General features: G+C 72.8%; 20 protein-coding genes. 10 read left to right on the forward strand and 10 right to left on the reverse strand.

The window, feature by feature from the left end:
• The first annotated feature begins 89 nt into the window (after nt 1-89).
• Nucleotides 90-1,007: a zinc metalloprotease HtpX gene (htpX, locus tag IF45_RS0102605; protein ID WP_008413611.1), complete on the forward strand. Its 918-nt coding sequence runs from the start codon at nt 90-92 to the stop codon at nt 1,005-1,007.
• A 33-nt stretch (nt 1,008-1,040) separates the two neighbouring features.
• On the opposite strand, the gene IF45_RS0102610 is transcribed toward htpX, so the two are convergent.
• From IF45_RS0102610 to IF45_RS0102625, 4 genes are all read right to left on the reverse strand, one after another.
• Nucleotides 1,041-2,423 (reverse strand): GH1 family beta-glucosidase, encoded by a 1,383-nt coding sequence (locus IF45_RS0102610; protein ID WP_018471106.1) that lies wholly within the window; start codon nt 2,421-2,423, stop codon nt 1,041-1,043.
• A 92-nt stretch (nt 2,424-2,515) separates the two neighbouring features.
• Nucleotides 2,516-3,355: a carbohydrate ABC transporter permease gene (locus IF45_RS0102615; protein WP_030305229.1), complete on the reverse strand. Its 840-nt coding sequence runs from the start codon at nt 3,353-3,355 to the stop codon at nt 2,516-2,518.
• A gap of 88 nt (nt 3,356-3,443) precedes the next feature.
• Nucleotides 3,444-4,469: a carbohydrate ABC transporter permease gene (locus IF45_RS0102620; protein WP_018894026.1), complete on the reverse strand. Its 1,026-nt coding sequence runs from the start codon at nt 4,467-4,469 to the stop codon at nt 3,444-3,446.
• 8 nt (nt 4,470-4,477) lie between these two features.
• Nucleotides 4,478-5,797, reverse strand: a complete 1,320-nt coding sequence (locus IF45_RS0102625) for an ABC transporter substrate-binding protein (protein WP_030305231.1) — start codon at nt 5,795-5,797, stop codon at nt 4,478-4,480.
• A gap of 166 nt (nt 5,798-5,963) precedes the next feature.
• On the opposite strand from IF45_RS0102625, the gene IF45_RS0102630 reads away from it, so the two are divergent.
• Together IF45_RS0102630 and IF45_RS0102635 are read left to right on the forward strand one after the other, a co-directional pair.
• The gene (locus IF45_RS0102630) at nt 5,964-7,232 is read left to right on the forward strand and encodes an ROK family transcriptional regulator (protein ID WP_015508244.1); all 1,269 of its coding nucleotides are present in this window, start codon (nt 5,964-5,966) and stop codon (nt 7,230-7,232) included.
• Nucleotides 7,233-7,330: 98 nt separating this feature from the next.
• Nucleotides 7,331-7,807, forward strand: coding sequence for a VOC family protein (locus tag IF45_RS0102635; RefSeq protein ID WP_003946783.1), 477 nt, complete (start codon nt 7,331-7,333; stop codon nt 7,805-7,807).
• Nucleotides 7,808-7,873: 66 nt separating this feature from the next.
• On the opposite strand, the gene IF45_RS0102640 is transcribed toward IF45_RS0102635, so the two are convergent.
• From IF45_RS0102640 to IF45_RS0102650, 3 genes are all read right to left on the reverse strand, one after another.
• On the reverse strand, nt 7,874-9,889 hold the full coding sequence (locus IF45_RS0102640) for an NAD-binding protein (RefSeq protein WP_008414983.1): 2,016 nt from the start codon (nt 9,887-9,889) through the stop codon (nt 7,874-7,876).
• 166 nt (nt 9,890-10,055) lie between these two features.
• Nucleotides 10,056-10,685, reverse strand: coding sequence for an MBL fold metallo-hydrolase (locus tag IF45_RS0102645; RefSeq protein WP_003946785.1), 630 nt, complete (start codon nt 10,683-10,685; stop codon nt 10,056-10,058).
• On the reverse strand, nt 10,685-11,770 hold the full coding sequence (locus IF45_RS0102650) for an S-(hydroxymethyl)mycothiol dehydrogenase (protein WP_030305232.1): 1,086 nt from the start codon (nt 11,768-11,770) through the stop codon (nt 10,685-10,687). Before IF45_RS0102650 ends, IF45_RS0102645 begins: the two co-directional genes overlap by 1 nt.
• A gap of 250 nt (nt 11,771-12,020) precedes the next feature.
• Between IF45_RS0102650 and IF45_RS0102655 the strand changes: the two genes are divergently transcribed.
• Nucleotides 12,021-14,012 (forward strand): hypothetical protein, encoded by a 1,992-nt coding sequence (locus tag IF45_RS0102655; RefSeq protein WP_030305233.1) that lies wholly within the window; start codon nt 12,021-12,023, stop codon nt 14,010-14,012.
• A gap of 21 nt (nt 14,013-14,033) precedes the next feature.
• Here the strand turns inward: IF45_RS0102655 and adhP are convergent, their stop codons facing one another.
• A complete protein-coding gene (gene adhP, locus IF45_RS0102660) occupies nt 14,034-15,047 on the reverse strand; it encodes an alcohol dehydrogenase AdhP (RefSeq protein ID WP_030305234.1) in 1,014 nt (337 codons plus the stop codon).
• Between the two features lie 142 nt (nt 15,048-15,189).
• A complete protein-coding gene (locus tag IF45_RS0102665; RefSeq protein WP_030305235.1) occupies nt 15,190-16,416 on the reverse strand; it encodes an acyl-CoA dehydrogenase family protein in 1,227 nt (408 codons plus the stop codon).
• Nucleotides 16,417-16,587: 171 nt separating this feature from the next.
• Between IF45_RS0102665 and IF45_RS0102670 the strand changes: the two genes are divergently transcribed.
• On the forward strand, nt 16,588-17,235 hold the full coding sequence (locus IF45_RS0102670; RefSeq protein WP_030305237.1) for a TetR/AcrR family transcriptional regulator: 648 nt from the start codon (nt 16,588-16,590) through the stop codon (nt 17,233-17,235).
• A gap of 46 nt (nt 17,236-17,281) precedes the next feature.
• On the opposite strand, the gene def is transcribed toward IF45_RS0102670, so the two are convergent.
• A complete protein-coding gene (def, locus tag IF45_RS0102675; RefSeq protein WP_030305239.1) occupies nt 17,282-17,833 on the reverse strand; it encodes a peptide deformylase in 552 nt (183 codons plus the stop codon).
• 207 nt (nt 17,834-18,040) lie between these two features.
• On the opposite strand from def, the gene IF45_RS0102680 reads away from it, so the two are divergent.
• The 5 genes from IF45_RS0102680 (at nt 18,041) to IF45_RS33225 (ending at nt 22,713) form a co-directional block, all read left to right on the forward strand.
• Nucleotides 18,041-19,279, forward strand: a complete 1,239-nt coding sequence (locus IF45_RS0102680) for a MurT ligase domain-containing protein (RefSeq protein ID WP_003946792.1) — start codon at nt 18,041-18,043, stop codon at nt 19,277-19,279.
• Between the two features lie 29 nt (nt 19,280-19,308).
• Nucleotides 19,309-20,040: a type 1 glutamine amidotransferase gene (locus IF45_RS0102685; protein ID WP_003946793.1), complete on the forward strand. Its 732-nt coding sequence runs from the start codon at nt 19,309-19,311 to the stop codon at nt 20,038-20,040.
• 284 nt (nt 20,041-20,324) lie between these two features.
• Nucleotides 20,325-21,350: a 6-phosphofructokinase gene (locus IF45_RS0102690; protein ID WP_003946794.1), complete on the forward strand. Its 1,026-nt coding sequence runs from the start codon at nt 20,325-20,327 to the stop codon at nt 21,348-21,350.
• 136 nt (nt 21,351-21,486) lie between these two features.
• The gene (locus IF45_RS0102695; RefSeq protein WP_030305241.1) at nt 21,487-22,437 is read left to right on the forward strand and encodes a cytochrome c oxidase assembly protein; all 951 of its coding nucleotides are present in this window, start codon (nt 21,487-21,489) and stop codon (nt 22,435-22,437) included.
• 114 nt (nt 22,438-22,551) lie between these two features.
• Entirely contained in the window at nt 22,552-22,713 is a 162-nt protein-coding gene (locus IF45_RS33225) for a hypothetical protein (protein WP_008414999.1), read from the forward strand.
• Nucleotides 22,714-22,726: the final 13 nt, after the last annotated feature.

The raw sequence follows: 22,726 nt of genomic DNA on the forward strand, positions 1-22,726 counted from the left end.
ACCGTCACGTACGGGACGATTCAGCACGTTTCGCGCCGGTGAGGAGAGAATGGAGGGGAAAGAGTTGTCAGCCGGTGAGAGGTGCTCCGATGGCTGGTCGGCGGGGATCGCGGTTCGCGGGTGACCGGGGGCTCACCGCGCGCATGGTCATGACGATGTTCTTCATCGGACTGCTGTACGTGGTCCTGGTGGGGGTGCTGCTGGCGGTGGCGCGCGGCTCCTGGCCGCTGATCGTGCTGCTGGTCGGCGGGCTCTTCGTGGCCCAGTTCTGGTTCAGCGACTCCATCGCGGCGTACGGGATGGGGGCGCGGCAGGTCACCCGGGAGCAGGCGCCGGAGCTGCACGGGGCGGTCGACCGGATCTGCGCCCTGGCCGACATGGAGAAACCGAAGGTGGCCATCGCCGACAGCGACGTGCCGAACGCCTTCGCCACCGGCCGCAGCGAGAAGACCTCCCTGGTCTGCGTGACCACCGGGCTGCTGCGGCGGCTGGAGCCCGAGGAGCTGGACGGCGTCCTGGCGCACGAGATGTCGCACGTGGCCCACAAGGACGTGGCGGTGATGACGATCGCCTCGTTCCTCGGCGTCCTGGCCGGGGTGATCACCCGGGTGGCCCTCTGGGGCGGCCTGGCCCGGGGCGGACGCGGCGGCAACAACCAGGCGGGCCTGCTCATCATGCTGATCCCGCTGGTCAGCGCGGTGGTCTACGCCGTCGGGTTCCTGCTGACGCGCCTGCTGTCGCGGTACCGGGAGCTGTCGGCGGACCGGGGCGCGGCCCTGCTGACGGGCCGACCCGCGGCGCTGGCCTCGGCGCTGACGAAGATCACCGGCCAGATGGGCCGCATCCCGACCCGGGATCTGCGCGAGGCCGAGCCCTACAACGCGTTCTACTTCGTGCCGGCCTTCTCCTCGGGGACGAGCATGGCCCGGCTCTTCTCCTCGCACCCGACGCTGGAGCAGCGCCTCGAGCAGCTGCGGAAGATCGGGCGGGAGCTGGGGCGGCCCTGAGGCGCGGCCGCCCCGGCTCCGGCCGGTGCCCGGTCAGCGGGTGCGGCGGAACTCCTCGATGAGGCGGGCGTAGGTGTGGCCGCTGGTCTTCATGGTGCGGCGCTGGGTCGGGTAGTCGACGTGGACGAGGCCGAAGCGCTTGTCGTAGCCGTAGGCCCACTCGAAGTTGTCCAGCAGGGACCAGGCGTAGTAGCCGTCGACGGGGGCTCCGGCGCGGGCGGCGCGGGCGCAGGCCGCCAGGTGGTCCTGGAGGTAGGCGGTGCGCTCGGGGTCGTGGACGGAGCCGTCGGGGGCGACGGTGTCGGGGAAGGCCGAGCCGTTCTCGGTGACGTAGATGGACTGTGCGCCGTACTCGCGAGTCAGACGCAGGAGGAGTTCCTCCAGGCCGCCTGCCTCGATCTCCCAGTCCATGCCGGTGCGCGGGACGCCCTCGCGGCGGACGGTGCGGATGTGCGGGTGGGGGGCGTCGGGGTCGTCGGCGACGACGGCCGGGAAGTAGTAGTTGAGGCCGATCCAGTCGAGGCGCTGGGCGATGGTGTCGAGGTCGCCGGGGCGTTCGGGCAGGTCGACGCCGTAGACCTCGCGCATGTCGGCGGGGAAGCCCCGGCCGTGGACCGGGTCGAGCCACCAGCGGTTGGTGTGGCCGTCCATGCGACGGGCGGCGGCCTGGTCGGCCTCGCTGTCGGTGGCGGCATGGACGGTGGAGAGGTTGTTGACGATGCCGATCTTCGCGTGCGGGGAGGCGGCGCGGACGGCCTGGGCGGCGAGGCCGTGGCCGAGGAGCAGGTGGTACGAGGCCTTCACGGCGGCGTCGATGTCGCGCAGGCCGGGAGCCATGGTGCCTTCGAGGTGGCCGATCCAGGCGGAGCAGAGCGGCTCGTTGAGGGTGGCCCAGCGGCTGACGCGGTCGCCGAGGCGTTCGGCGACGGTGGAGGCGTAGGCGGCGAAGTGCTCGGCGGTCTCGCGGGCCGGCCAGCCGCCCCGGTCCTGGAGGGCCTGGGGCAGGTCCCAGTGGTACAGGGTGACGTTCGGGGTGATCCCGGCTTCGAGGAGGGCGTCGACGAGCCGGTCGTAGAAGGCGAGGCCCGCCTCGTTGACGGGGCCGTCGCCCTGCGGGTGGACGCGGGGCCAGGCGATCGAGAGGCGGTAGGAGTCGACGCCCAGCCGCTTCATCAGGGCGAGGTCCTCGGGCCAGCGGTGGTAGTGGTCGCAGGCCACGTCACCGGTGTCGCCGCCGGCGACCTTGCCGGGGGTGTGGGAGAAGGTGTCCCAGATGGAGGGGGCGCGGCCGTCCTCGGCGACGGCGCCCTCGATCTGGTAGGCGGCGGTGGCGACGCCCCAGGTGAAGCCGGCGGGCAGACCGCTGAGATCGGGGGCGGCGGGTGCGGTGAGCGGCGCGGGGTCGGTGGTGGTCACGTGCGGGTCCTTTCGGGAGCCTGTGGGGGCAGGGCGCGGCGCCGTACCGGCGGGAGGCCGGGGCCGGGACGGGGTGCGCGGAGGCGCGGTGGTTACTTGACGGAGCCGGCGGTCAGTCCGGCGACCAGGTAGCGCTGGAGCAGCAGGAAGCCGGCGACGACGGGGACGCTCACCACCAGGGAGGCGGCCATGACCTGGTTCCAGTAGACGTCGTTCTGGGTGGCGTAGGACTGGAGGCCGATGGAGAGGGTCCGGGTGGTGTCGTTGGTCATGACGGAGGCGAAGAGGACTTCGCCCCAGGCGGTCATGAACGAGTAGACGCCGACGGCGACGATGCCGGGGGTGGCGGCGGGCACGACCACCCGGAAGAGGGCGCCGAGCGGGCCGCAGCCGTCCACGGTGGCCGCCTCGTCGAGTTCCCTCGGGACCGACTCGAAGTAGCCGATGAGCATCCAGATGGAGAACGGCAGCGAGAAGGTCAGGTAGGTGAGGATCAGGCCGCCGCGGGAGCCGAAGAGTGCGATGCCGGTGGCGTTGCCGATGTTGACGTAGATGAGGAAGAGCGGCAGCAGGAAAAGGATGCCGGGGAACATCTGCGTCGACAGGACGGTGACGGTGAAGACGCGCTTGCCGCGGAAGCGGTAGCGGCTGACGCCGTAGGCGGCGAAGACGGCGACGATCACCGAGAAGACGGTGGCGGCACCGGCGACGATCAGGGAGTTCACGAAGTACCTGGCGAGCGGGACGGTCTCCCAGATGTCGAAGTACGGGCGGACGGTCAGCCCGCTGGGAATCCAGCGGAACTCGCCCGAGACGTCCTGGAGCGGCTTCAGCGAGCTGGAGATCATCACGTAGATCGGGACCAGCACGAAGACCGTGAGCACGGCCAGGAAGATCCACCGGGTCCACACGAACGAGCGGGGCGAGGCCATCGGCGAGCGGGCCGGCCGGGACCGGGGTCCGGCGGGTGGCTGTCCGCTCGCCCTGCCGGTGGGCTCCGCCGTCTTGGTCAGGGTGGTGTCAGCCATCGGAGGACTTCCTTCCGCGGGAGGTCACCAGCAGGTAGGCGGCGGTCACCACGAGCAGGAACAGCAGCAGCAGCGCCGACATCGCCGAGCCCGAGCCGAAGTTCCAGGTGACGAACGACGACTGGTAGATGTGGATGGAGATGAGGTCGGCCGATTCCGGGGCGGAGTCACCGAAGAGGACGAACGGCGTGTTGAAGTCGTTGAACGTCCACAGGAACAGCACCAGGATCAGCACCTGGTTGACCGGCGCGAGCGAGGGCAGCGTGATCCGGCGGATCTGCTGCCAGACACCGGCCCCGTCGATGGCGGCGGCCTCGTACAGCTCCTTGGGGATGTTCTGGAGCCCGGCCATGACGATGAGGAAGGCGAACGGCCAGCCCTTCCACACCGAGACGGTCAGCAGGGCGACGAAGGCGTTGTCGCCGATGAGCCAGAACGGCCGCTCGCCGGTGAGCCCGAGCTGGTCGGTGAGGACGTGGTTCACCAGGCCGTAGTCGCGCTGGAACATGAACGCCCAGGTGATGACGGCGGCGTAGACCGGCAGCGCGTACGGGGTGAGGAAGAGGGCGCGCAGGATGCCGCGGCCTCGGAAGTTGTCCTGCATGAAGATGGCGGCGGCGGTGCCGACGCACCAGCACAGGCCGACCGAGAGGACGGTGAACAGGCAGGTGGTGAAGAAGGAGCGGAGCAGCGCCTCGCCGACGGGGGCGTTGAAGTCGACGGCGAGGGCGAAGTTGTCGAGCCCGGCCCACGGGGCGTCGCCCCAGTTGGCGATGTAGAACTGCGTGATCTCCTTGAACGCCATCCAGATGCCGATGACCATCGGCACGAGGTGGACGAGGAGTTCGAGCAGGAGCGCCGGGAGCAGCAGCAGGTAGGGCAGGCCGATCTTGCGCAGGCGGGCGGGGATGCGCGGGCGCCGCCGGGCGCCGGCCGGGCCCGGGGAGGGCCGGCCGGCGCCGGCCGCGCCCGCGCCCGGGCCGGAGGCGGCCGGGCGGCGGGCGGCGGTGGCAGTCACGGATTCGCTCACTGCTTCGGCATCTGCTGCTCGGCCTTGGCCAGGCGCGTCTTCACCGCTTCGTCGGTGATGGCGCGGCCGGCGGCGGCGTCGGCGAAGAGCTCCTTGACGGCGGTGCCCACGGCGGTCTCGAACTGCGACTCGTTGGGGACCTGCGGGAGCGGCGCGGCGCTCTCCAGGAGGGTGTCGCGCAGCACGGCGGTGTCGGGGCGGTCGAACGCCTTGTCCTGCTGGGCGGCCTTGACCGGGGGTATGGAGCCGTAGGTCTTGTTGAGGTGGACCTGCTCGGTGTCGCTCGTCATGAACTCGACGAACTTGGTGGCGCCGTCGAGGTTCTTGGAGTTCTTGAAGACGGCGATGTTGATGCCGGCCACCATGGAGTTGACCTGCTCGCCGGTGCCCGGGGTGCCGGAGGCGACCGGGACGGGGGCGACGCCGAAGTCGTCGTCGGCCATGCCGTGGCTCTTGAAGGTGCTGGCCGCGGCCTGCCAGAGCACCATCGCGGTCTTGCCCTTGGCGAAGTCCTGGAGGGACTGGTTCTGGGCGTACTCGGCGTTGCCGGGCGCGGTGATCTTGTCCTTGGCCATGAAGTCGACGTACTGCTTCACGGCCGCGACGGCACCGTCCGAGGTGAAGTCGGGCTTGCCCTCGGCGTCGAAGAAGTCGGCGCCGTGCTGCTGGCCCAGCACGAACACCTGGTGGATGTTGTTGGAGAGGTTGGAACCCTCCGCCCCCAGCGCCCACTTGCCGTCCTTGGACAGCTTCTTGCCGACGGAGACCATCTCGTCCCAGGTGGCCGGGGGCTTGTCGATGCCGGCCTCCTCGAACATCGCCTTGTTGTAGTACAGGGCGTAGGCGAGGGAGTAGAGCGGGACGGCGGCCGGGTCCTGGCCCTCGGCGCCGGTGGAGCCGACGGCGGAGTCGACGAAGCGGTCGCGGCCGCCGATCTTGTCGAAGTTCTTGTCGTCCCAGGGCAGCAGCGCGCCGGTGGCCTGGAGCGAGGAGGACCAGGTGTTGCCGATGTTGAGGACGTCGGGGCCCTGGCCGGAGGTGGTGGCGGCGAGGATGCGGTTGAGCAGGTCGGACCAGGGGACGACCTCCAGCTTCACCTTGATCCCGGTCTCCTGCTCGAACTTCTTCAGCCGGGGGGTGAGGATCTTCTTGTCCGCCTCGATGCTGGGGCCCTGGTTGGAGGCCCAGTAGACGAGCTCCTTGGGCTTGTCCGCGCCGCCGTCGCCGGAGGTGCTGGTCCCTCCGCCGCAACCGGCGACCACCGTGGCCAGCGCGGTGACTGTGGCGGTCATACAGGCGGCTCTGAATCTGCGCATGAGGCAAACGCCCCTTCCAGGGAAAACACCAACAGGTGGCGGCCAGACCGTCGGCGTTCAGTCCCCGAACACCGTCACGGCTTAATTTAGGACGTGAGTTAAACCCCGAGAGAAGGTCGCGTCAAGAGGTCGCACACGGGTATGTTGCGGCCTGGGAAGGAGCCACATGGCCGAGAACCACAGACGGACCGTCCGCGACCTGCGGCGCGGCAATCGCGCCGCCGTATTGCAACGGTTGTATTTCCAGGGCCCGATGAGCCGCCAGGCGCTGGGGCCCGCGACCGGCCTCAGCTCGGGGTCGATCAGCAACGTCGTCACCGAGCTGGCAGCGGAGGGACTGGTCGAGGAGGCCGGGCACGTCGAGTCCGACGGCGGCCGCCCCCGCACCCTGCTGCGGGTGGCTCCCAGAGCCGGGTACCTGATCGGCATCGACATCGGGGAGACCCGGGTCCGGGCCGAGCTCTTCGACCTCGCCATGACCGAACTCGCCCGCTGCGAGCTGCCGCTGACCGGCGGCGCCCGCGACATCGACACCGTCATCGCGCACACCGCGCGCTCCATCGCCGCCGTGCTGGAGGAGTCGGGCATCGCCGCCGAGGCGCTCACCGGCATCGGCGTCGGGGTGCCCGGCATCGTCGAGCGCACCCCGGAGGGGGCGGTGGTGCACGGCCAGACCGTCGGCTGGGACGCCGTCCCGCTGGAGCGGCTGCTGCGCGGCGCCACCGACCTGCCGCCCGCCACCGCCTTCCACATCAGCAACGGCACCATGGCGCTGGGCCAGGCCGAGATGTGGTACGGCGGCGGGCGCGGCACCACCGACGCGGCCATCGTGCTCTTCGGCTCCGGCGTCGGCGCCTGCATCGTCACCGACGGGCAGATCCACGGCATCGACCACGGCACCCCGGCCGAGTTCGGCCATCTGACCGTGCAGGTGCGGGGCCGCACCTGCCGCTGCGGCTCACGCGGCTGCCTGGAGGCGTACACCGGCGCGCAGGCCATCCTGAGCCGCTGGCACGAGGCGGGCGGCCCCGATCCCGACGAGGCCACGGAGGAGTACGGGATCAGCCGGCTGCTCGCGGCCGCGCGGCCGGAGGCGGCGGGCGCCGAGGCGGACCCGACGGCGCTGGCGATCCTGGACGACACCGCCGAGTACCTGGCCGCCGGCCTCGCCGACCTGGTCAACCTCTTCCAGCCGCAGCGCATCCTGATCGGCGGCTGGGCCGGGCTCCAGCTCGGGCCGCTGGTGCTGGACACCATCCGCGAGCGGACCCGCGGGTACGCCCTGCACCACCCGGGGCGCCACACCGAGATCACGCTCTCCACCCTCGGCCCCGACGCCATCACCCAGGGCGCCGCCACCCTCCCCCTCAACCACCTCCTGCACCACACCACCACCGCACAGCCGCCGGTACCCGCCGAACGGCTGCCCCGATGAATCGGCGGGGCCCGCGCGGTCTATCCCTGTGAGGGGGCCGCCGCGGCCCCGCCTCCCGCGCCGGTGGCCGGGAGGAGCCGAACGCACGGGAGCACGCCATGCAGAAGATCACCACCAATCTCTGGTTCGACGGCCAGGCCGAGGAGGCGGCGGCCTTCTACACCTCGCTCTTCGAGGACGCCCGGATCCTCGGCGTCGAGCGGTTCACCGACGCGGGCCCCGGTGAGCCGGGCTCCGTCGTCACCGTCACCTTCCAGCTGGCGGGACAGGAGTTCGTCGCCATCAACGGCGGACCGGAGTTCACCTTCACCGAGGCGATCTCGCTCTCGGTGGACTGCGAGACGCAGGAGGAGGTCGACCGCTACTGGGCGGCGCTGACCGCCGACGGCGGCGAGGAGGTCCAGTGCGGCTGGCTCAAGGACAAGTACGGGCTGTCCTGGCAGATCGTGCCCCGGGCCCTGGTCGAGCTGCTGGCCTCCTCGGACCGGGAGGCCGCCACCCGCGCCACCCGCGCCATGCTGGAGATGAAGAAGCTCGACATCCAGGCGCTGCGGGACGCCGCCGCGGGCCTCTGAGCGCCTCGCCGCCCGTCCCGCTATGGGCCGGGCGGCGCTCGGGCCCGTCCGGCGGACCCTCGCGGGTCAGAAGCGGCCGGCCGGGTCGGTCATGCCCTGCCGGCCCAGCAGTTCACCGAGGCCCTGCCGGGTGGCGACCAGGACCACCCGGTCCTGGGCCCGCAGGACGTAACCGGGGTGGATGTCCCAGGCCAGGGTGGGCGGGCGCCGCTCCCCCGGGACGGCGCCGAGGTGGTCGCGGCGTTCGTCCGGCCGGGCGGCGTCGAGGGCGACGACGCGCCAGGAGCCGGGCCGGAACGCCTCCTCGACGGTGCGGTCCTCGAACTCGGGGTGGCCGGCGACGTCGAGCGCGGCGAAGACCAGGACCCGCCGCTCGACGGGGACCGCGCCGAGGATCTGGCGGCCCATCATGGCGACCGCGAAGGCCGGTGCCGAGAGGGTGGAGACGCTGCGGCTGCGGGTGCGGGCCTGCGGGTGGGCGGCGCGCAGGGTGCGGTAGACGGCGGTGGCGAAGGCGTCGTCGAAGAGGCGCATCACCACCCGCAGGTCCTGTTTGACGCCCCGGGCGTAGAGCACCGCCTCCAGGTTGGTCGAGTCGACGCTGGTGAGGGCGAGCAGCGCGCGGGCCCGGTGGACCTTGGCCGCCTCCAGGACGCCTTCCTCGGTGACGTCGCCGATGACGGTCGGCACCCGCAGCCGCCGCGCCAGGGCGATGCCCCGGGCCTCGGGGTCCTCCTCCACGCAGACCACCGGCACCTCCATCTCGTGCAGCCTGCTCAGCACCCGGCTGCCGACCTTTCCCAGGCCCAGCAGGACCACATGGCCGCTGAGCCCGCGCGGCGGCCGGCGCAGGTGGGTGGCGGTGCGGAAGGTGCCGAGCGCCTCCAGGACGGCGGCGAGCAGGAACGGCAGGAGCAGCATGCCGACGACGGAGGCGAGCAGCTGGAGGATCTTCCGGGTGAGGACCTCGCCGTCCTCCACGGCGGGCTCGTTGATCGCCAGCAGGTCCAGCAGCGTCATGTGCATGGCGTGCAGCGGGCGTTCGTCGGTGGTGACGATCGCGACCACCGCCAGGACGCAGACGGCGGCCACCAGCCCCGCCACCGACCAGCGCAGCTGACGGGAGAAGAGCGAGCCGAGCGGGGCGCCCCGGCCGCGCAGCCGGCGACGCAGCCGGCGGCGCGGGAGCTGCGGCACGCTGGTACCGACGCGTTCCAGGACGACGGTGGCCCGGCTGCTCTGGGAGTCGGCCACATCGGTGTCGTCGGGGAGCAGGGTGGGGGTGTCGCCGTCGCTGTCGGAGCCCTCGGAGCCGGCCGGGTCGCTGACGGTGGCGGAGAGCAGGGCGAGGGTGACCGGGGGCGGGTCGCCCGGGCGGCGCGGCAGGGAGGGGTCGCGTTCGGCGGCGCGCAGCAGGATGCCGTCGGCCTCGACCACCTTGCTCGACCCGGCGACGGCGGCCGCGGCGAGGGCGGGCGCGGCGGTGTCGGCGTCGGACATGACGGTGACACCGGCGTCGACGTCCTCCAGCCCCGCGAGGTGGGCGGCCTGTTCGAGGAGTTCTTCGAGGTGCTGGCCGAGCTTGCGGTTGTAGAGCCGGATCACCAGCCGCAGGCGGGGGTTGAGGCGGCGGGCGCGCAGGGCGGCGTGGATGTTGGTCTCGTCGTCGTCGTAGACGAGGGCCAGCGCCTCGGCGGTGTGGACCCGGGCCACGGCGAACGCCTCGTCGTCGGGGGCCGGGGCGTCCACCACGCGGACCTGGCCCGAGCGCCGGGGCTCCTGCGGCGCGGGCGGCGGGGTGGGGCCGTTGGCCGTGGCCGGGCCGCCGTTGCGGTTCATCACGGAGGAGACGCGGCCCAGCAGCAGGGAGGCGCGGCCCGGTGGACGGGCGGCGCCGGGCAGGCCGGGGCTGCGGCTCTCGGAGCCGGCCGGGGTGAGCAGGACCACGCGGACCCGGTAGACGTCGGCGAGTTCGGCGGCGAGCCGCTGGGCCAGCGCGTCGTCCCCGCAGACCACCATGTGCGGGGCGGCGGGCGGGGACTGGCTCGGCAGCGAGGAGGACGGGGTCGAGGCGAAGGACACGGGGACAGGGTGCCCTATCGGGGGCGTGCGGGGGTGATCTCCAGGTGCCTGGGGTGCGTAAGGGGTGTGTACGGGCCCCGGCGCGCCGTCTCGTACCACGGGAAGCGCCCGCCCCCGGGCGGGAGCGGGCGCATGTCCCGTGTCTGGCGCGCGGCCTGACGCAGGGTCAGTGGCCGCGGGCGATCCACTCGTCGAGGTGCGGGGCCTCCTCGCCGACGGTGGTGGTGTCGCCGTGGCCGGTGCGGACCACGGTCGCCTCGGGGAGGGTGAGGAGGCGGTCCCGGATCGAGGCGACGATGGTGGGGAAGTCGCTGAAGGAGCGTCCGGTCGCGCCGGGTCCGCCCTGGAAGAGCGTGTCGCCGCTGAAGACGGTGTGCAGCTCCGGGGCGTACAGGCTGACGGCCCCGGGACTGTGGCCGGGCGTGTGCAGCACCGTCAGGGTGGTCCCGGCGACGGTGATCTGCCGGCCGTCGGCGAGGTCGGCGTCGGGGCGGCGGGCCGGGTGGGTCTGGTCCCACAGGACGAGGTCGTCCGGGTGGAGCAGGATCGGCGCGCCGTACCGGTCGGCGAGGGCGGGGGCGGCGTCGATGTGGTCGTCGTGGGCGTGGGTGGAGACGATCGCCACGAGCTTCCGCTCGCCGACGGCGGCCGCGATGGCGGCCGCGTCGTGGGCGGCGTCGATCACGATCACCTCGGTGTCGTCGCCGACGATCCACACGTTGTTGTCGACGTCCCAGGTGCCGCCGTCCAGCGAGAAGGTGCCGCTGGTGACGAGGTGTTCGATGCGGGCGGCCATCAGAGGACCACCACCGAGCGCAGCACGTCGTTGCCGTGCATCCGGGCGAACGCCTCCTCGACGTCGTCCAGGCCGACGGTCTCGGTGACGAACGCGTCGAGGTCGAGCCGCCCCTGGAGGTAGAGGTCGATCAGCATCGGGAAGTCCCGGGAGGGCAGGCAGTCCCCGTACCAGGAGGACTTGAGGGCGCCGCCGCGGCCGAAGACGTCGAGGAGGGGCAGCTCGACGTTCATCTCGGGGGTGGGGACGCCGACCAGGACGACGGTGCCGGCCAGGTCGCGGGCGTAGAACGCCTGCCGGTAGGTCTCGGGCCGGCCGACGGCCTCGATGACCACGTCGGCGCCGAAGCCGTCGGTGAGTTCGCGGATGGCCTCGACGGGGTCGGCCTCGCGGGAGTTGACGGTGTGGGTGGCGCCGACCGAGCGGGCCTTCTCCAGCTTCCGGTCGTCGATGTCGACGGCGATGATCCGGCGGGCCCCGGCGAGCCGGGCGCCCGCGACGGCCGCGTCGCCGACCCCGCCGCAGCCGATGACGGCGACCGAGTCGCCGCGGCCGACGTTGCCGGTGTTGATGGCGGCGCCGATGCCGGCCATCACGCCGCAGCCCAGCAGCCCGGCGGCGGCCGGGGAGGCGGCCGGGTCGACCTTGGTGCACTGCCCGGCGGCGACCAGGGTCTTGTCGGCGAAGGCGCCGATGCCCAGCGCCGGGGTCAGCTCGGTGCCGTCGAGCAGGGTCATCTTCTGCTTGGCGTTGTGGGTGTCGAAGCAGTACTGCGGGCGGCCCCGCCTACAGGCACGGCACTGGCCGCAGACGGCACGCCAGTTGAGGATCACGTAGTCGCCGGGGGCGACCTCGGTGACGCCCTCGCCGACCGACTCCACCACGCCCGCCGCCTCGTGGCCGAGGAGGAAGGGGAAGTCGTCGTTGATGCCGCCCTCGCGGTAGTGCAGATCGGTGTGGCAGACGCCGCACGCCTGGATGTCGACGACGGCCTCGCCGGGCCCGGGGTCCGGCACCACGATCGTCGTCAGTTCCACGGGCTCGCCCTTGGCGCGGGCGATGACGCCCCGCACGTGCTGTGCCATCTCTGGTGCCTCTCCTCTTCGTCGTGCGGCGCGGTGGCGCCGTCCGGTGGCGCGGCACGGCGGGTTCCCGTCCGCCGTGCGCACCTCGCTGGCTCCAGGATCACAGATGGCGGGGCGACCGTGGGCGCGCGGGGCCGCCGCGCAGGTGGGAGCGGGTGCGCGCGGGCGCTGTGACCCTCCTCCGGTTCACTCGTTTGACGGAGTGCTCGTCAGCACCAGTCTCCTGCTCCCGCGAAAGGCTCTCCGACCCATGGCGCCCCTCCCCCACCGTCCCGACGCCGCACCCCCCGCCCGGATCGGGCTCGACCGGGCCGAGGCGGTGGTGGTCGAGCGTTACGCCCATCTGGTGCGCCTGGCCCATCTGGTGCTGCCGCCCGCACTGGGCCGCCACCGACGGGTCCTGCTCGCCCACGGCGTGGTGCAGCGCGCGCTGCCCGGCCTGACCACGGGCCGCGGCCAGGTCCCGGTCCCGGACGGCAGCACGGACCCGGTCGGCTACGCCTGGGTGCGCGGCCAGGTCCTGTCGGCCGCGCTCGCCTTCGAGCACCGCCCCCGGCTCTGGCCGCGCCGCCTGCCGCCGCCGCGCGCCCTGCGCCCGGGGCTGCCCGCCGTGTGGGGGCTGCGGTTCTTCCCCCGGGCCGGCGGTACCGAGGAACTGGCGCTCGACCGGGTGCTGGCGGAGGTCTCGGCACCCGCCAGGGCCGCCTTCGCGCTGGACGCCCTGGAGGAGCTGGGTACGGAGGACGTGGCCGCGCTGCTGGCGGCGGCCGGGGTCGCCGACCCCGAGGCGGCGCTGAAGGAGGCGGCCGGGGTACGGGCGCGGACCGGCGAGGCGGCCGGAGTACTGCTCGCCTCCCAGGAGTTCGACCCCTGCCAGGTGCAGACCCGGCCGACCGACCTGCTGAGCCGCCGCCGCAAGGGCCGGCTGGTGGGCGTGGGCCTCGTCGCGGTGGCCGCCTCCTGCGCGCTGGCGGTCTCCGGACCGGCGCCCGCGCCCGGCCCGGAGGTGAGCGAGGCGGACGGCAAGGGCGGGGTGGCCCCGGTCGCCGAGGCGCGGGGCGGGACCCCGGCGCTCAACCCGGCGTTGCTGCGGCGTACCGACGCCGCGCAGTGGGCCGACACCGCGCGGGTGGACTTCACGGCGTGGCCGCCGCGCGGCGGCCGTACCGAGGACACCGAGCTGCTGGGCCGGGCGCTGCGCGCCTGGAGCTCGCCGGAGGCGGCCGGGGTGAAACTGTCCCGGTCCCGTACGACGCCCGCGGTGCCCCCGGCGGGACCGCCCCGGCTGCTCTACGCGGGCGACGTGGCGGGGGCGGCGGTGGTCCTGCTGCACGACGGTTCCCGCGCGGCCCGCTACGCCGAGCCGCTGAATGGTTCCTCCCCGCCCTCGCTGGAGGTGGCCAGGACCGACGAGGCCGATGTGACGACGGCGGCGGCGCTGGTGGTCAGCCGTACCGAGAGCGGCGTGCGGTTCCTGCTCGCCCCCTGGGTGGGCGAGGCCAAGACCCGGGATCTCCTGCGGCCCGGCGGCGATGCCCGGAAGCTGCGGGTCGACGAGGACGGGGTGACGGAGGCGGTGGCCGGGCCGCCGGTGGCGGGGGCGTCCTGTGAGCGGTGGCCGGTGGTACGGCTGCGCTCCTCGCCCCGGATCGTGGAGGACCACGCCTTCCTCGTGACCGACCTGGGCGAACTGACGGCGGCCCACCTCTCGTACACGCCGCTGCCCGGTTCTGGGGCCGGGGCCCGCGCGCCCCGCGAGGCGACCGGCGAGACGGCGCTGGCGGCGTGGGCCCGGGTCGGCTGCCGGCTGGCCGGGCTGGAGCGGAGCGGCGTGCGGTCGGTGAACACCTGGGACTTCGCCGAACAGACGCTGCCGGAGGAGGCCGGGCGGGCGGTGTGGGGCTGCACCCGGGTCAGCACCTGGCAGGGGCCGGGGCACGTCCTGGTCCATCTGCGTCCCGAGGCCGGGCGGGCTGCGGTGCGGCTGGTCGGCGAGACCGGGCCGACCGCGGCGTGCAGCCGGTTCGGGCAGCATCTGGTGGCCAGCACCGCCTGGCGGGCGCCGTCGGGCCGGTGGTACTCGCTGGCGGCGGGGAGCCGCGAGGTGCGGGCACTGACGGTCTCCGGGCACGAGCGGGAGCAGGGCCGGACGGCGGCCGTCCGTACCGACGGTGAGCCCGACCCCCGCGTGACCGGCCATCTCTCCGGCGGCGACGAGCTGACGGAGCTGGAGTACCGCTGACCCCGCGCCCGCCCGCCCCGGTCAGCGCAGGTCGAAGACGAGGCGGGCGGTCACCTTGCCGCCCAGCACCTCGTCGATGGAGGTGTTGATGTCCTCCAGGCGGCGGGTCTCGCGGACGACGCGGGTACGGCCGAGCTGGTGGAGCCGGAAGACCTCCACCAGGTCCTCGCGGGTCCCGACGATGGACCCGGTGACGGTGGTGCCGTTGAGCACGGTGTCGAAGACCGGGATCGACAGCTCGCCCTCGGGCGGCAGGGCCACCAGGACGAGGGTGCCGCCCCGGTTGAGCGAGTCGTAGGCGGCGCGGAACGAGTCGTTGCTGACGGCCAGCGAGATGGCCGCGTCCGCGCCGCCGAGCCGCCGCACCTCCTCGGCCACGTCCTGGGTGCGGGCGTCGACGACGTGGTCGGCGCCGAGGTCGCGGGCGAGCTGGAGCTTCTCGTCGGTGATGTCCACGGCGATGGTCTCGGCGCCGAAGATGGTGGCGTACTGGAGGGCGAGGTGGCCGAGCCCGCCGATGCCGGAGACCAGGGCGCGCTTGCCGGGACGGGCGCCCGAGAGCTTGACCGCCTTGTACGTGGTGACGCCGGCGCAGGTCAGCGGGGCGGCGTCGAGCGGGTCGATGCCGTCGGGGACGGGGACGACGTAGGTGCCGTGGGCCAGGGCGTACTCGGTGTGGCTGCCGTCGACGGAGTAGCCGCTGTTCTGCTGCTGGAGGCAGAGCGTCTCCCAGCCGCTGACGCAGTACTCGCAGTGCCCGCACGCCTCGCCCAGCCAGGGGATGGCGACCCGCCGGCCGACCTGTACGTGGTCCACCTGGTCGCCTCTGGCCTCGACGACGCCGATGCCCTCGTGGCCGGGGACGAACGGCGGGCTGGGCTTGACCGGCCAGTCGCCGTGGGCGGCGTGGATGTCCGTGTGGCAGAGGCCGGAGGTCTCCATCCGGACCAGCACCTGGTGCCCGCCGGGTTCCGGCACCTCCCGCTCCTCGACCACGAGCGGCTCGGTGAAGCTGCGGACCACGGCTGCCTTCATGGGGTGCTCCCTGCGCTGCGGACGGGCGGCTCATGCCGGGCAACAGGCTAATTCGTCCCGGCTCGTCACGCTTGTCCGCATACGGCGACCGCCGCCCTCCCCTTGCCAGGGAGGGCGGCGGTCGCGCACCGTCGCGTCGGCGTCAGCGGATCGGCATACCCGCCAGGGTGCGCGCGATGACCAGGCGCTGGATCTCGCTCGTGCCCTCGAAGATGGTGTAGATGGCGGCATCCCGGTGCATACGCTCCACCGGGTACTCGCGGGTGTAGCCGTTGCCGCCGAGGATCTGGATGGCCTGGCCGGTGACCTTCTTCGCCGTCTCGCTGGCGAAGAGCTTCGACATGGAGCCCTCGGCGGCGGTGAACTGCTTGCCGTTGACCGCCATCCAGGAGGCGCGCCAGACCAGCAGCCGGGCCGCGTCGACGGAGGTCCGCATGTCGGCGAGCTGGAAGGCGATGCCCTGGTTGTCGATGATCGGGCGGCCGAACTGGGTCCGCGTCTTGGCGTACTCCAGGGCCTCCTCGTAGGCGGCGCGGGCGGTGCCGACGGCCATCGCGCCGACGGCCGGGCGGGACGCCTCGAAGGTGGCCATGGCGGCGTTCTTCACGCGCTCGCCGCCGCTCTTCGCGCGCTCCCGGGCGCGGGCGAGGCGCTCGTCGAGCTTCTCCTTGCCGCCGAGCAGGCAGGAGCCGGGGACGCGGACGTTCTCCAGGACGACCTCGGCGGTGTGCGAGGCGCGGATGCCGTGCTTCTGGAACTTCTGCCCCTGGGAGAGGCCCGGGGTGTTCGGCGGCACGATGAAGGAGGCGTGCCCCTTGGAGCCCAGCTCCGAGTCGACCACGGCGACGACCACGTGGACGTTGGCGATGCCGCCGTTGGTCGCCCAGGTCTTGGTGCCGTTGAGCACCCACTCGTCCTTCGCCTCGTCGTAGACGGCGCGGGTGCGCATGGAGGCGACGTCGGAGCCGGCGTCGGGCTCGGAGGAACAGAAGGCGGCGACCTTGACGTCGTTCACGTCGCCGTACATCTGGGGTATCCAGGTGCCGATCTGCTCCTCGGTGCCGTTGGCGAGGACGCCGACGGCGGCGAGGCCGGTGCCGACGATCGACAGGGCGATCCCCGCGTCACCCCAGAACAGCTCCTCCATCGCCATCGGGATACCGAGGCCCGTGGGGTCGAAGTACTGCTGCGCGTAGAAGTCGAGGGAGTAGATTCCGACCTTGGCGGCTTCCTGGATGATGGGCCAGGGGGTCTCCTCGCGCTCGTCCCACTCGGCCGCGGCCGGGCGGATCACGTCGGCGGCGAAGCCGTGCAGCCAGTCCCGCACCTCTTTCTGCTCGTCGTTGAGCTCCATGGTGAACTCGGCCATGACCCCTCCAGCTGCTTGTTACTTGCGGTAACCCGAGTCTGTTACTGGTCGGTAGGGTCTGTCAACCTCCGCCACCGGGGCGCCCCGGCCCGGCCGCCCGGTCACGGTCGGCGACGTTCAGGGTGTTACGTTGCCGAGGCGTCACGAATGAGCAGCCGGCGGGGAGAATCCATGGAGACCACACAGCGGACCGCCGAGCAGCGGGCCGCCCAGCGGCGCCGCGAGCTGCTGGACGCCGCGGACCGGGTGGTCCTGCGGGACGGCCCCGGCGCCTCGATGAACGCCATCGCCGCCGAGGCGGGCATCACCAAGCCGATCCTCTACCGGCACTTCGGCGACAAGGGCGGCCTCTACAGCGCCCTGGCCAAGCGCCACACCGACGCCCTGCTCGCCTCGCTGCGGGCGGCGCTGGACGCCCCGGCCGACCGCCGGGAGCGGGTGGAGGCGACCCTCGACACCTACCTCGCGGCCATCGAGGCCCGGCCGCAGGTCTACCGCTTCCTGATGCACCCCGCCGAGGGCGAGCCGGTGACGGCGGGCGACACCGCCTTCGACGCGGGCCGCCACTCGGCGCCCCTGCTGCGACTGATGGGCGAGGAGCTGGCCCAGGTCATCGCCGAGCGCGTGGACCTCGGACCGCGCGGCGGCGAGCTGGCCCGCGCCTGGGGCCACGGCATCGTCGGCATGATGCACGCCGCCGGGGACTGGTGGCTCTCGGAGCGCCCGTGCGACCGCGCCGCCCTGGTCAGCGCCCTGGCCGACCTGCTCTGGGGCCGACTGGCGGCGGCGGGGGACAAGGCCGGAGGGCCGGGGTTCTGACAGCGGTCCGCGGGGGGGGCGACATCTGCCTTGTAAGGGCAGCGCTCTACGCCTCCCGCTCCCCCGCCCACGGCGCCCGGGCGGCCGCCCGCAGCACCCGGCGGCGGCGCAGGCCGGTGAGCCGGTCGACGTAGAGGGTGCCGTCCAGATGGTCGCTCTCGTGCTGCAGGCAGCGGGCGAAGAAGCCGGTGCCGTGCACGGTGCGCGGCTCGCCCCGCAGGTCCACCCCCTCCACCACCGCGTGGTCGTACCGCTCGGTACCCGCCTCCAGTCCGGGTAGCGACAGACACCCCTCCGGCCCGCGCACCACCACGCCGTCGGCCTCCACCAGGCGCGGGTTGACGAGGTGGCCGAGATGGCGGCGGTCCTCGTCGTCCGGGCAGTCGTGGACGAAGACGCGCAGCGGTGCGCCGATCTGGTTGGCGGCGAGGCCGACCCCCCGGGCGGCGTACATGGTGGCGAAGAGATCTTCGACGAGGCGTTCGAGTGCGGGGCCGAAGTCGGTGACCTCCTCGCAGGGGGCGGCGAGGACCGGGTCGCCGAGCAGGGCCAGGGGCCGGACACGTCCGGTGCTGCCCGGAATGGAGCGCTGTCGCATGGCGATCAGCGTACGCAGGACGGCGTGGCGGGTGAGCGCGCAGGTGCCGCGGTTCGGGGCCGGGCGCGTCAGTCGATAGGCTGATCCCGACCGCACGCCCCCCGGCCGGTGTGCGGTGCCCAGGGGCGACAGCCGCGGCACCGACGGTGCGACGGCGAGCCGCCAGGTGTGGAGGCGCGGGCGCGGACGCAAGGAGGAGCTAGGACGATGGCAGGCAACACGGAGCCGCTGTCGCCGCGGGCCAAGCTGGCCGTGACGGCGGGAAAGGCGGCGGCGGCGGTGTCCCGCGCCGCGGGCCGCGGCAGCGGGTCGGTGATCGGCGGCAAGGTGGCCCTGAGGCTCGACCCCGATCTTCTGGCGCGGCTCGCGCAGCACCTGGACGTGGTCCTGGTCTCGGCGACCAACGGCAAGACGACGACGACCCGGCTGATCGCCGAGGCGCTTCGGGCGGCCGGACCGGTCGTCTCCAACGCGCTCGGCGCCAACATGCCCGCGGGCATCACCTCGGCGCTGGCGGGCGGCTCCGACGCCAAGTTCGGCGTGATCGAGGTCGACGAGAAGTACCTGGCGGGGGTGGCCCGCGACGTCACGCCGAAGTGCATCGCGCTGCTCAACCTCTCCCGCGACCAGCTCGACCGCGCCGCCGAGACCCGGATGCTGGCGGAGAAATGGCGTGAGGGGCTGTCCGGCTCGAAGGCCGTCATCGTCGCCAACGCCGACGACCCGCTGGTGGTGTGGGCCGCCTCCTCCTCGCAGCAGGTGGTCTGGGTCGCGGCCGGGCAGGCGTGGAAGGACGACGCCTGGTCGTGCCCGTCCTGCGGCGGCGTCATGCAGCGTCCCGGCGACGACTGGTTCTGCGGTCAGTGCGGCTTCCGCCGCCCGACGCCGACCTGGGCGCTCACCGGCGACCACGTGCTCGACCCGCACGGCTCGGCCTGGCCGATCCACCTCCAGCTGCCGGGCCGCGCCAACAAGGCCAACGCCACCTCCTCCGCGGCCGTCGCCGCCGTCTTCGGCGTACCGCCGCAGGTGGCGCTGGAGCGGATGTACCAGGTGCAGGCGGTGGCCGGGCGGTACGACGTGGTGTCGTTCCTCGGCCGGAACCTGAGGCTGCTGCTGGCGAAGAACCCGGCCGGCTGGCTGGAGACCTTCTCGCTCATCGACCCGCCGCCCACGCCGGTCGTCCTCTCCGTCAACGCACGCGGCGCCGACGGCACCGACACCTCGTGGCTGTGGGACGTGGACTACACGCAGCTGGCCGGACACCCGATCTTCGTGATCGGCGACCGCAAGCTGGACATGGCGGTGCGCCTGGAGGTCGCGGGACTGGACTTCCGGGTGTGCGAGACCCTGGACGAGGCGGTCCAGTCGGCCCCGCCCGGCCGGATCGAGATCATCGCGAACTACACCGCGTTCCAGGACGTGCGCCGCCGCGTCGGCAACTGATCCGCCCCAGCCCGTAAGGACACCACAGCATGAGCGACAACAGCCTGCGTCTGGTCTGGGTCTACCCGGACCTTCTCAGCACCTACGGCGACCAGGGGAACGCCCTGGTCGTCGAGCGCCGGGCCCGGCAGCGGGGGCTGGACGTGACGCGGATCGACGTCCGCAGCGACCAGCCGGTGCCGACCTCCGGCGACATCTACCTGATCGGCGGCGGCGAGGACCGGCCGCAGCGGCTCGCGGCCGAGCGGCTGCACCGCGACGGCGGCCTCTCCCGCGCGGTGGGCAACGGCGCCATCGTCTTCTCGGTCTGCGCCGGCTACCAGATCCTCGGCCACGAGTTCGTCAACGACCAGGGCCAGCGCCAGGCCGGCCTCGGCCTGCTCGACGTCGTCTCGACCCGGGGCGAGGGTGAGCGGTGCGTCGGCGACGTCCTCGCCGACATCGACCCGCGCCTGGGCCTGCCCCAGCTGACCGGTTTCGAGAACCACCAGGGCGTCACCCACCTCGGCCCCTCGGCCAGCGCCTTCGCCAAGGTGAGGATGGGCCGGGGCAACGGCACCGGCGACGGCACCGAGGGCGCCTTCAACGGGACGGTCTTCGGCACGTACATGCACGGCCCGGTCCTCGCCCGGAACCCGCTCATCGGCGACCTGCTGCTGAAGCTGGCCTTGGACGTCAACGCACTGCCCCCGGCCGACGACCGCTGGTACGAGGCGCTGCGCGCCGAGCGGATCGCGGCCGCGACCCAGCAGCCGGCCTGACCGCGACCGGCCCTCCCGAGCGTCCCGACGGCGCCGTCCCCGACCCGGGGGCGGCGCCGTCGGCGTACCCGCGCAGGTCAACCGGCGTGCGTCCGGCGGGAGTTCCCCGCACGCCGCTGAGCTGGGCCAACTCCGCTCAAACGACGGCCTCTTCGCACACTTGACAGAGGTCCAGCAGGCGGACTCCGGATTCGGAAACGGGCCCTCGGCGCCGGTAGGGTGGCGGCCATCCAGCCGGACGACGCGGTCCGGTCTCCGCCCACGTTGCAAAGGTTTTGCGGGCCATGCGTATTGGTGTCCTCACCTCCGGCGGCGACTGCCCCGGTCTGAACGCCGTCATCCGTTCGGTCGTGCACCGCGCCGTGGTCGACCACGGTGACGAGGTCATCGGATTCCACGACGGCTGGAAGGGCCTGCTGGAATGCGACTACCGCAAGCTGGACCTGGACGCCGTCTCCGGCATCCTGGCCCGCGGCGGAACGATCCTCGGCTCCTCCCGGGTGCAGCCGGCCCACCTGCGCGGCGGCGTCGAGCGCGCCCGGGGCCACGTCGCCGAGCTGGGTCTCGACGCGATCATCCCGATCGGCGGCGAGGGCACCCTCAAGGCGGCCCGGCTGCTCTCCGACGCGGGCCTGCCGATCGTCGGGGTGCCGAAGACCATCGACAACGACATCGCTGTCACCGACGTGACCTTCGGTTTCGACACGGCCGTCGGCGTGGCCACCGAGGCGCTGGACCGGCTGAAGACCACCGCCGAGTCCCACCAGCGGGTGCTGATCGTCGAGGTCATGGGCCGGCACACCGGCTGGATCGCCCTCCACTCGGGCATGGCGGCCGGCGCGCACGCCATCGTCGTCCCCGAGCGGCCCTTCGACATCGAGGAGCTGACCCGGGTGGTCGGCGAGCGGTTCTCGATGGGCAAGAAGTTCGCCATAGTGGTCGTCGCCGAGGGCGCGAAGCCCGTCGAGGGCACCATGAAGTTCGACGTGGGCGGCAAGGACATCTACGGCCACGAGCGGTTCGCCGGGGTGGCCCAGCAGCTCTCCATCGAGCTGGAGCAGCGGCTCGGCAAGGAGGCCCGCGCGGTGATCCTCGGCCACGTGCAGCGCGGCGGCACCCCCACCGCCTACGACAGGGTGCTGGCGACCCGGTTCGGCTGGCACGCGGTGGAGGCCGTGCACCGCGGGGAGTTCGGGAAGATGACGGCGCTGCACGGTACGGAGATCGCCATGGTGCCGCTCGCCGAGGCGGTCGAGACGCTGAAGACGGTGCCCGAGGCGCGGTACGCCGAGGCGCAGACGGTCCTCTGACCGCATCCGCCCGCCGCCACGCGGCGCAAGGACGCCCCCGGCCGCCGACGCGACCGGGGGCGCCTCTAGTCTGGTGCGGACATCCCGTACGAATCCTTCCGTACGGCGCCGGACCTTCCCCGTGGGAGCGCGACACATGGATCACAGCGGGCACGGCATGATGACGGATCTGCCGCCGTTCACGCTGAGCCGGGGCCTGGAGCCGTCGTTCAACGGCTTCTTCCTCTTCGCCTGCCTGCTGGGGCTGGCTCTCTACGGCTGGGGCGTGGCGCGGCTGGTCGCACGCGGCGACCGCTGGCCGGTCGGGCGGACCGTCTCGTTCGTCATCGGCGTCCTCACCGTGCTGCTGGTGATGTGCACCAAGCTCAACGACTACGGCATGGTCATGTTCAGCGTGCACATGGTGCAGCACATGGTGATCAGCATGCTGACGCCGATCCTGCTCCTGCTGGGCGCGCCGATCACGCTGGCGCTGCGGGCGCTGCCGGTGGCGGGGCGTGGCCGGACCGGGCCGCGGGAGCTGCTGCTGAAGCTGCTGCACAGCTGGTACATGCGGATCATCACGCACCCCGCGTTCACCATCCCGATGTTCATCGCGAGCCTGTACGCCCTGTACTTCACGCCACTCTTCGACTACCTGATGGGCTCGACGGCCGGCCACATCGTGATGATGGTGCACTTCCTCGCCGTCGGCCTGGTCTTCTTCTGGCCGATCATGGGCGTCGACCCGGGCCCGCACCGGCCGGGTTACGTGATGCGGATGCTGGAGCTCTTCGCGGGCATGCCCTTCCACGCCTTCTTCGGCATCGCCCTGATGATGGCCTCGGGCCCGATGATCGGGACGTACATGGACCCGCCGGCCTCGCTGGGCATCGACCCGCTGAGCGACCAGAGCGCGGCCGGCGGCATCGCCTGGGCGTTCAGCGAGATCCCGTCGGTGGTGGTGCTGCTGGCGCTGCTGTTCCAGTGGCGGCGCTCGGAGGAACGGCAGGCGCGGCGCAAGGACCGGGCCGCGGACCGGGACGGCGACCAGGAGCTGGAGGCGTACAACGCCTATCTCGCCTCGCTCCACGCCCGCAACGGCTGACGCCGGGGCGCCGGGCCGGTCACAGACCTGGCGGTGCGGGGCCTGGCGGGCGACCATGGAGGCCGAGGCGGTCCCGCACCGGTTCCGGTCCCGGCCGCCGGAAGGAGGCGTCCGATGAACGGTTCCACGAAGACCATGGGGGGACTCACCGTCGGCACACTGGTGCTCGCGACGGCGTACTCGGTGGCGCTGGAGAGCAACGGCTGGGTCTGGTTCGGCTGGGTGGTCCTGGCGATGGCCACGGTGAGCATGGTGGCGACCTCGCACGGCGTGTGAGTGCCGCTGCCCC

This window comes from Streptomyces albidoflavus (assembly GCF_000719955.1).
Lineage (GTDB): Bacteria > Actinomycetota > Actinomycetes > Streptomycetales > Streptomycetaceae > Streptomyces > Streptomyces albidoflavus.

Excerpts from the sequence above, each read along its gene's own strand:
- IF45_RS0102690 (WP_003946794.1), top strand. The coding sequence starts at position 20,325 with ATGCGTATTGGTGTCCTCACCTCCGGCGGCGACTGCCCCGGTCTGAAC.
- htpX (WP_008413611.1), top strand. The coding sequence starts at position 90 with ATGGCTGGTCGGCGGGGATCGCGGTTCGCGGGTGACCGGGGGCTCACC.
- IF45_RS0102625 (WP_030305231.1), bottom strand. The coding sequence starts at position 5,797 with ATGCGCAGATTCAGAGCCGCCTGTATGACCGCCACAGTCACCGCGCTG.
- adhP (WP_030305234.1), bottom strand. The coding sequence starts at position 15,047 with ATGAAGGCAGCCGTGGTCCGCAGCTTCACCGAGCCGCTCGTGGTCGAG.
- def (WP_030305239.1), bottom strand. The coding sequence starts at position 17,833 with ATGCGACAGCGCTCCATTCCGGGCAGCACCGGACGTGTCCGGCCCCTG.
- IF45_RS0102645 (WP_003946785.1), bottom strand. The coding sequence starts at position 10,685 with ATGGCCGCCCGCATCGAACACCTCGTCACCAGCGGCACCTTCTCGCTG.
- IF45_RS0102650 (WP_030305232.1), bottom strand. The coding sequence starts at position 11,770 with ATGGCACAGCACGTGCGGGGCGTCATCGCCCGCGCCAAGGGCGAGCCC.
- IF45_RS0102685 (WP_003946793.1), top strand. The coding sequence starts at position 19,309 with ATGAGCGACAACAGCCTGCGTCTGGTCTGGGTCTACCCGGACCTTCTC.
- IF45_RS0102635 (WP_003946783.1), top strand. The coding sequence starts at position 7,331 with ATGCAGAAGATCACCACCAATCTCTGGTTCGACGGCCAGGCCGAGGAG.
- IF45_RS0102655 (WP_030305233.1), top strand. The coding sequence starts at position 12,021 with ATGGCGCCCCTCCCCCACCGTCCCGACGCCGCACCCCCCGCCCGGATC.
- IF45_RS0102615 (WP_030305229.1), bottom strand. The coding sequence starts at position 3,355 with ATGGCCTCGCCCCGCTCGTTCGTGTGGACCCGGTGGATCTTCCTGGCC.
- IF45_RS0102630 (WP_015508244.1), top strand. The coding sequence starts at position 5,964 with ATGGCCGAGAACCACAGACGGACCGTCCGCGACCTGCGGCGCGGCAAT.
- IF45_RS0102680 (WP_003946792.1), top strand. The coding sequence starts at position 18,041 with ATGGCAGGCAACACGGAGCCGCTGTCGCCGCGGGCCAAGCTGGCCGTG.
- IF45_RS0102670 (WP_030305237.1), top strand. The coding sequence starts at position 16,588 with ATGGAGACCACACAGCGGACCGCCGAGCAGCGGGCCGCCCAGCGGCGC.
- IF45_RS0102665 (WP_030305235.1), bottom strand. The coding sequence starts at position 16,416 with ATGGCCGAGTTCACCATGGAGCTCAACGACGAGCAGAAAGAGGTGCGG.
- IF45_RS0102695 (WP_030305241.1), top strand. The coding sequence starts at position 21,487 with ATGGATCACAGCGGGCACGGCATGATGACGGATCTGCCGCCGTTCACG.
- IF45_RS33225 (WP_008414999.1), top strand. The coding sequence starts at position 22,552 with ATGAACGGTTCCACGAAGACCATGGGGGGACTCACCGTCGGCACACTG.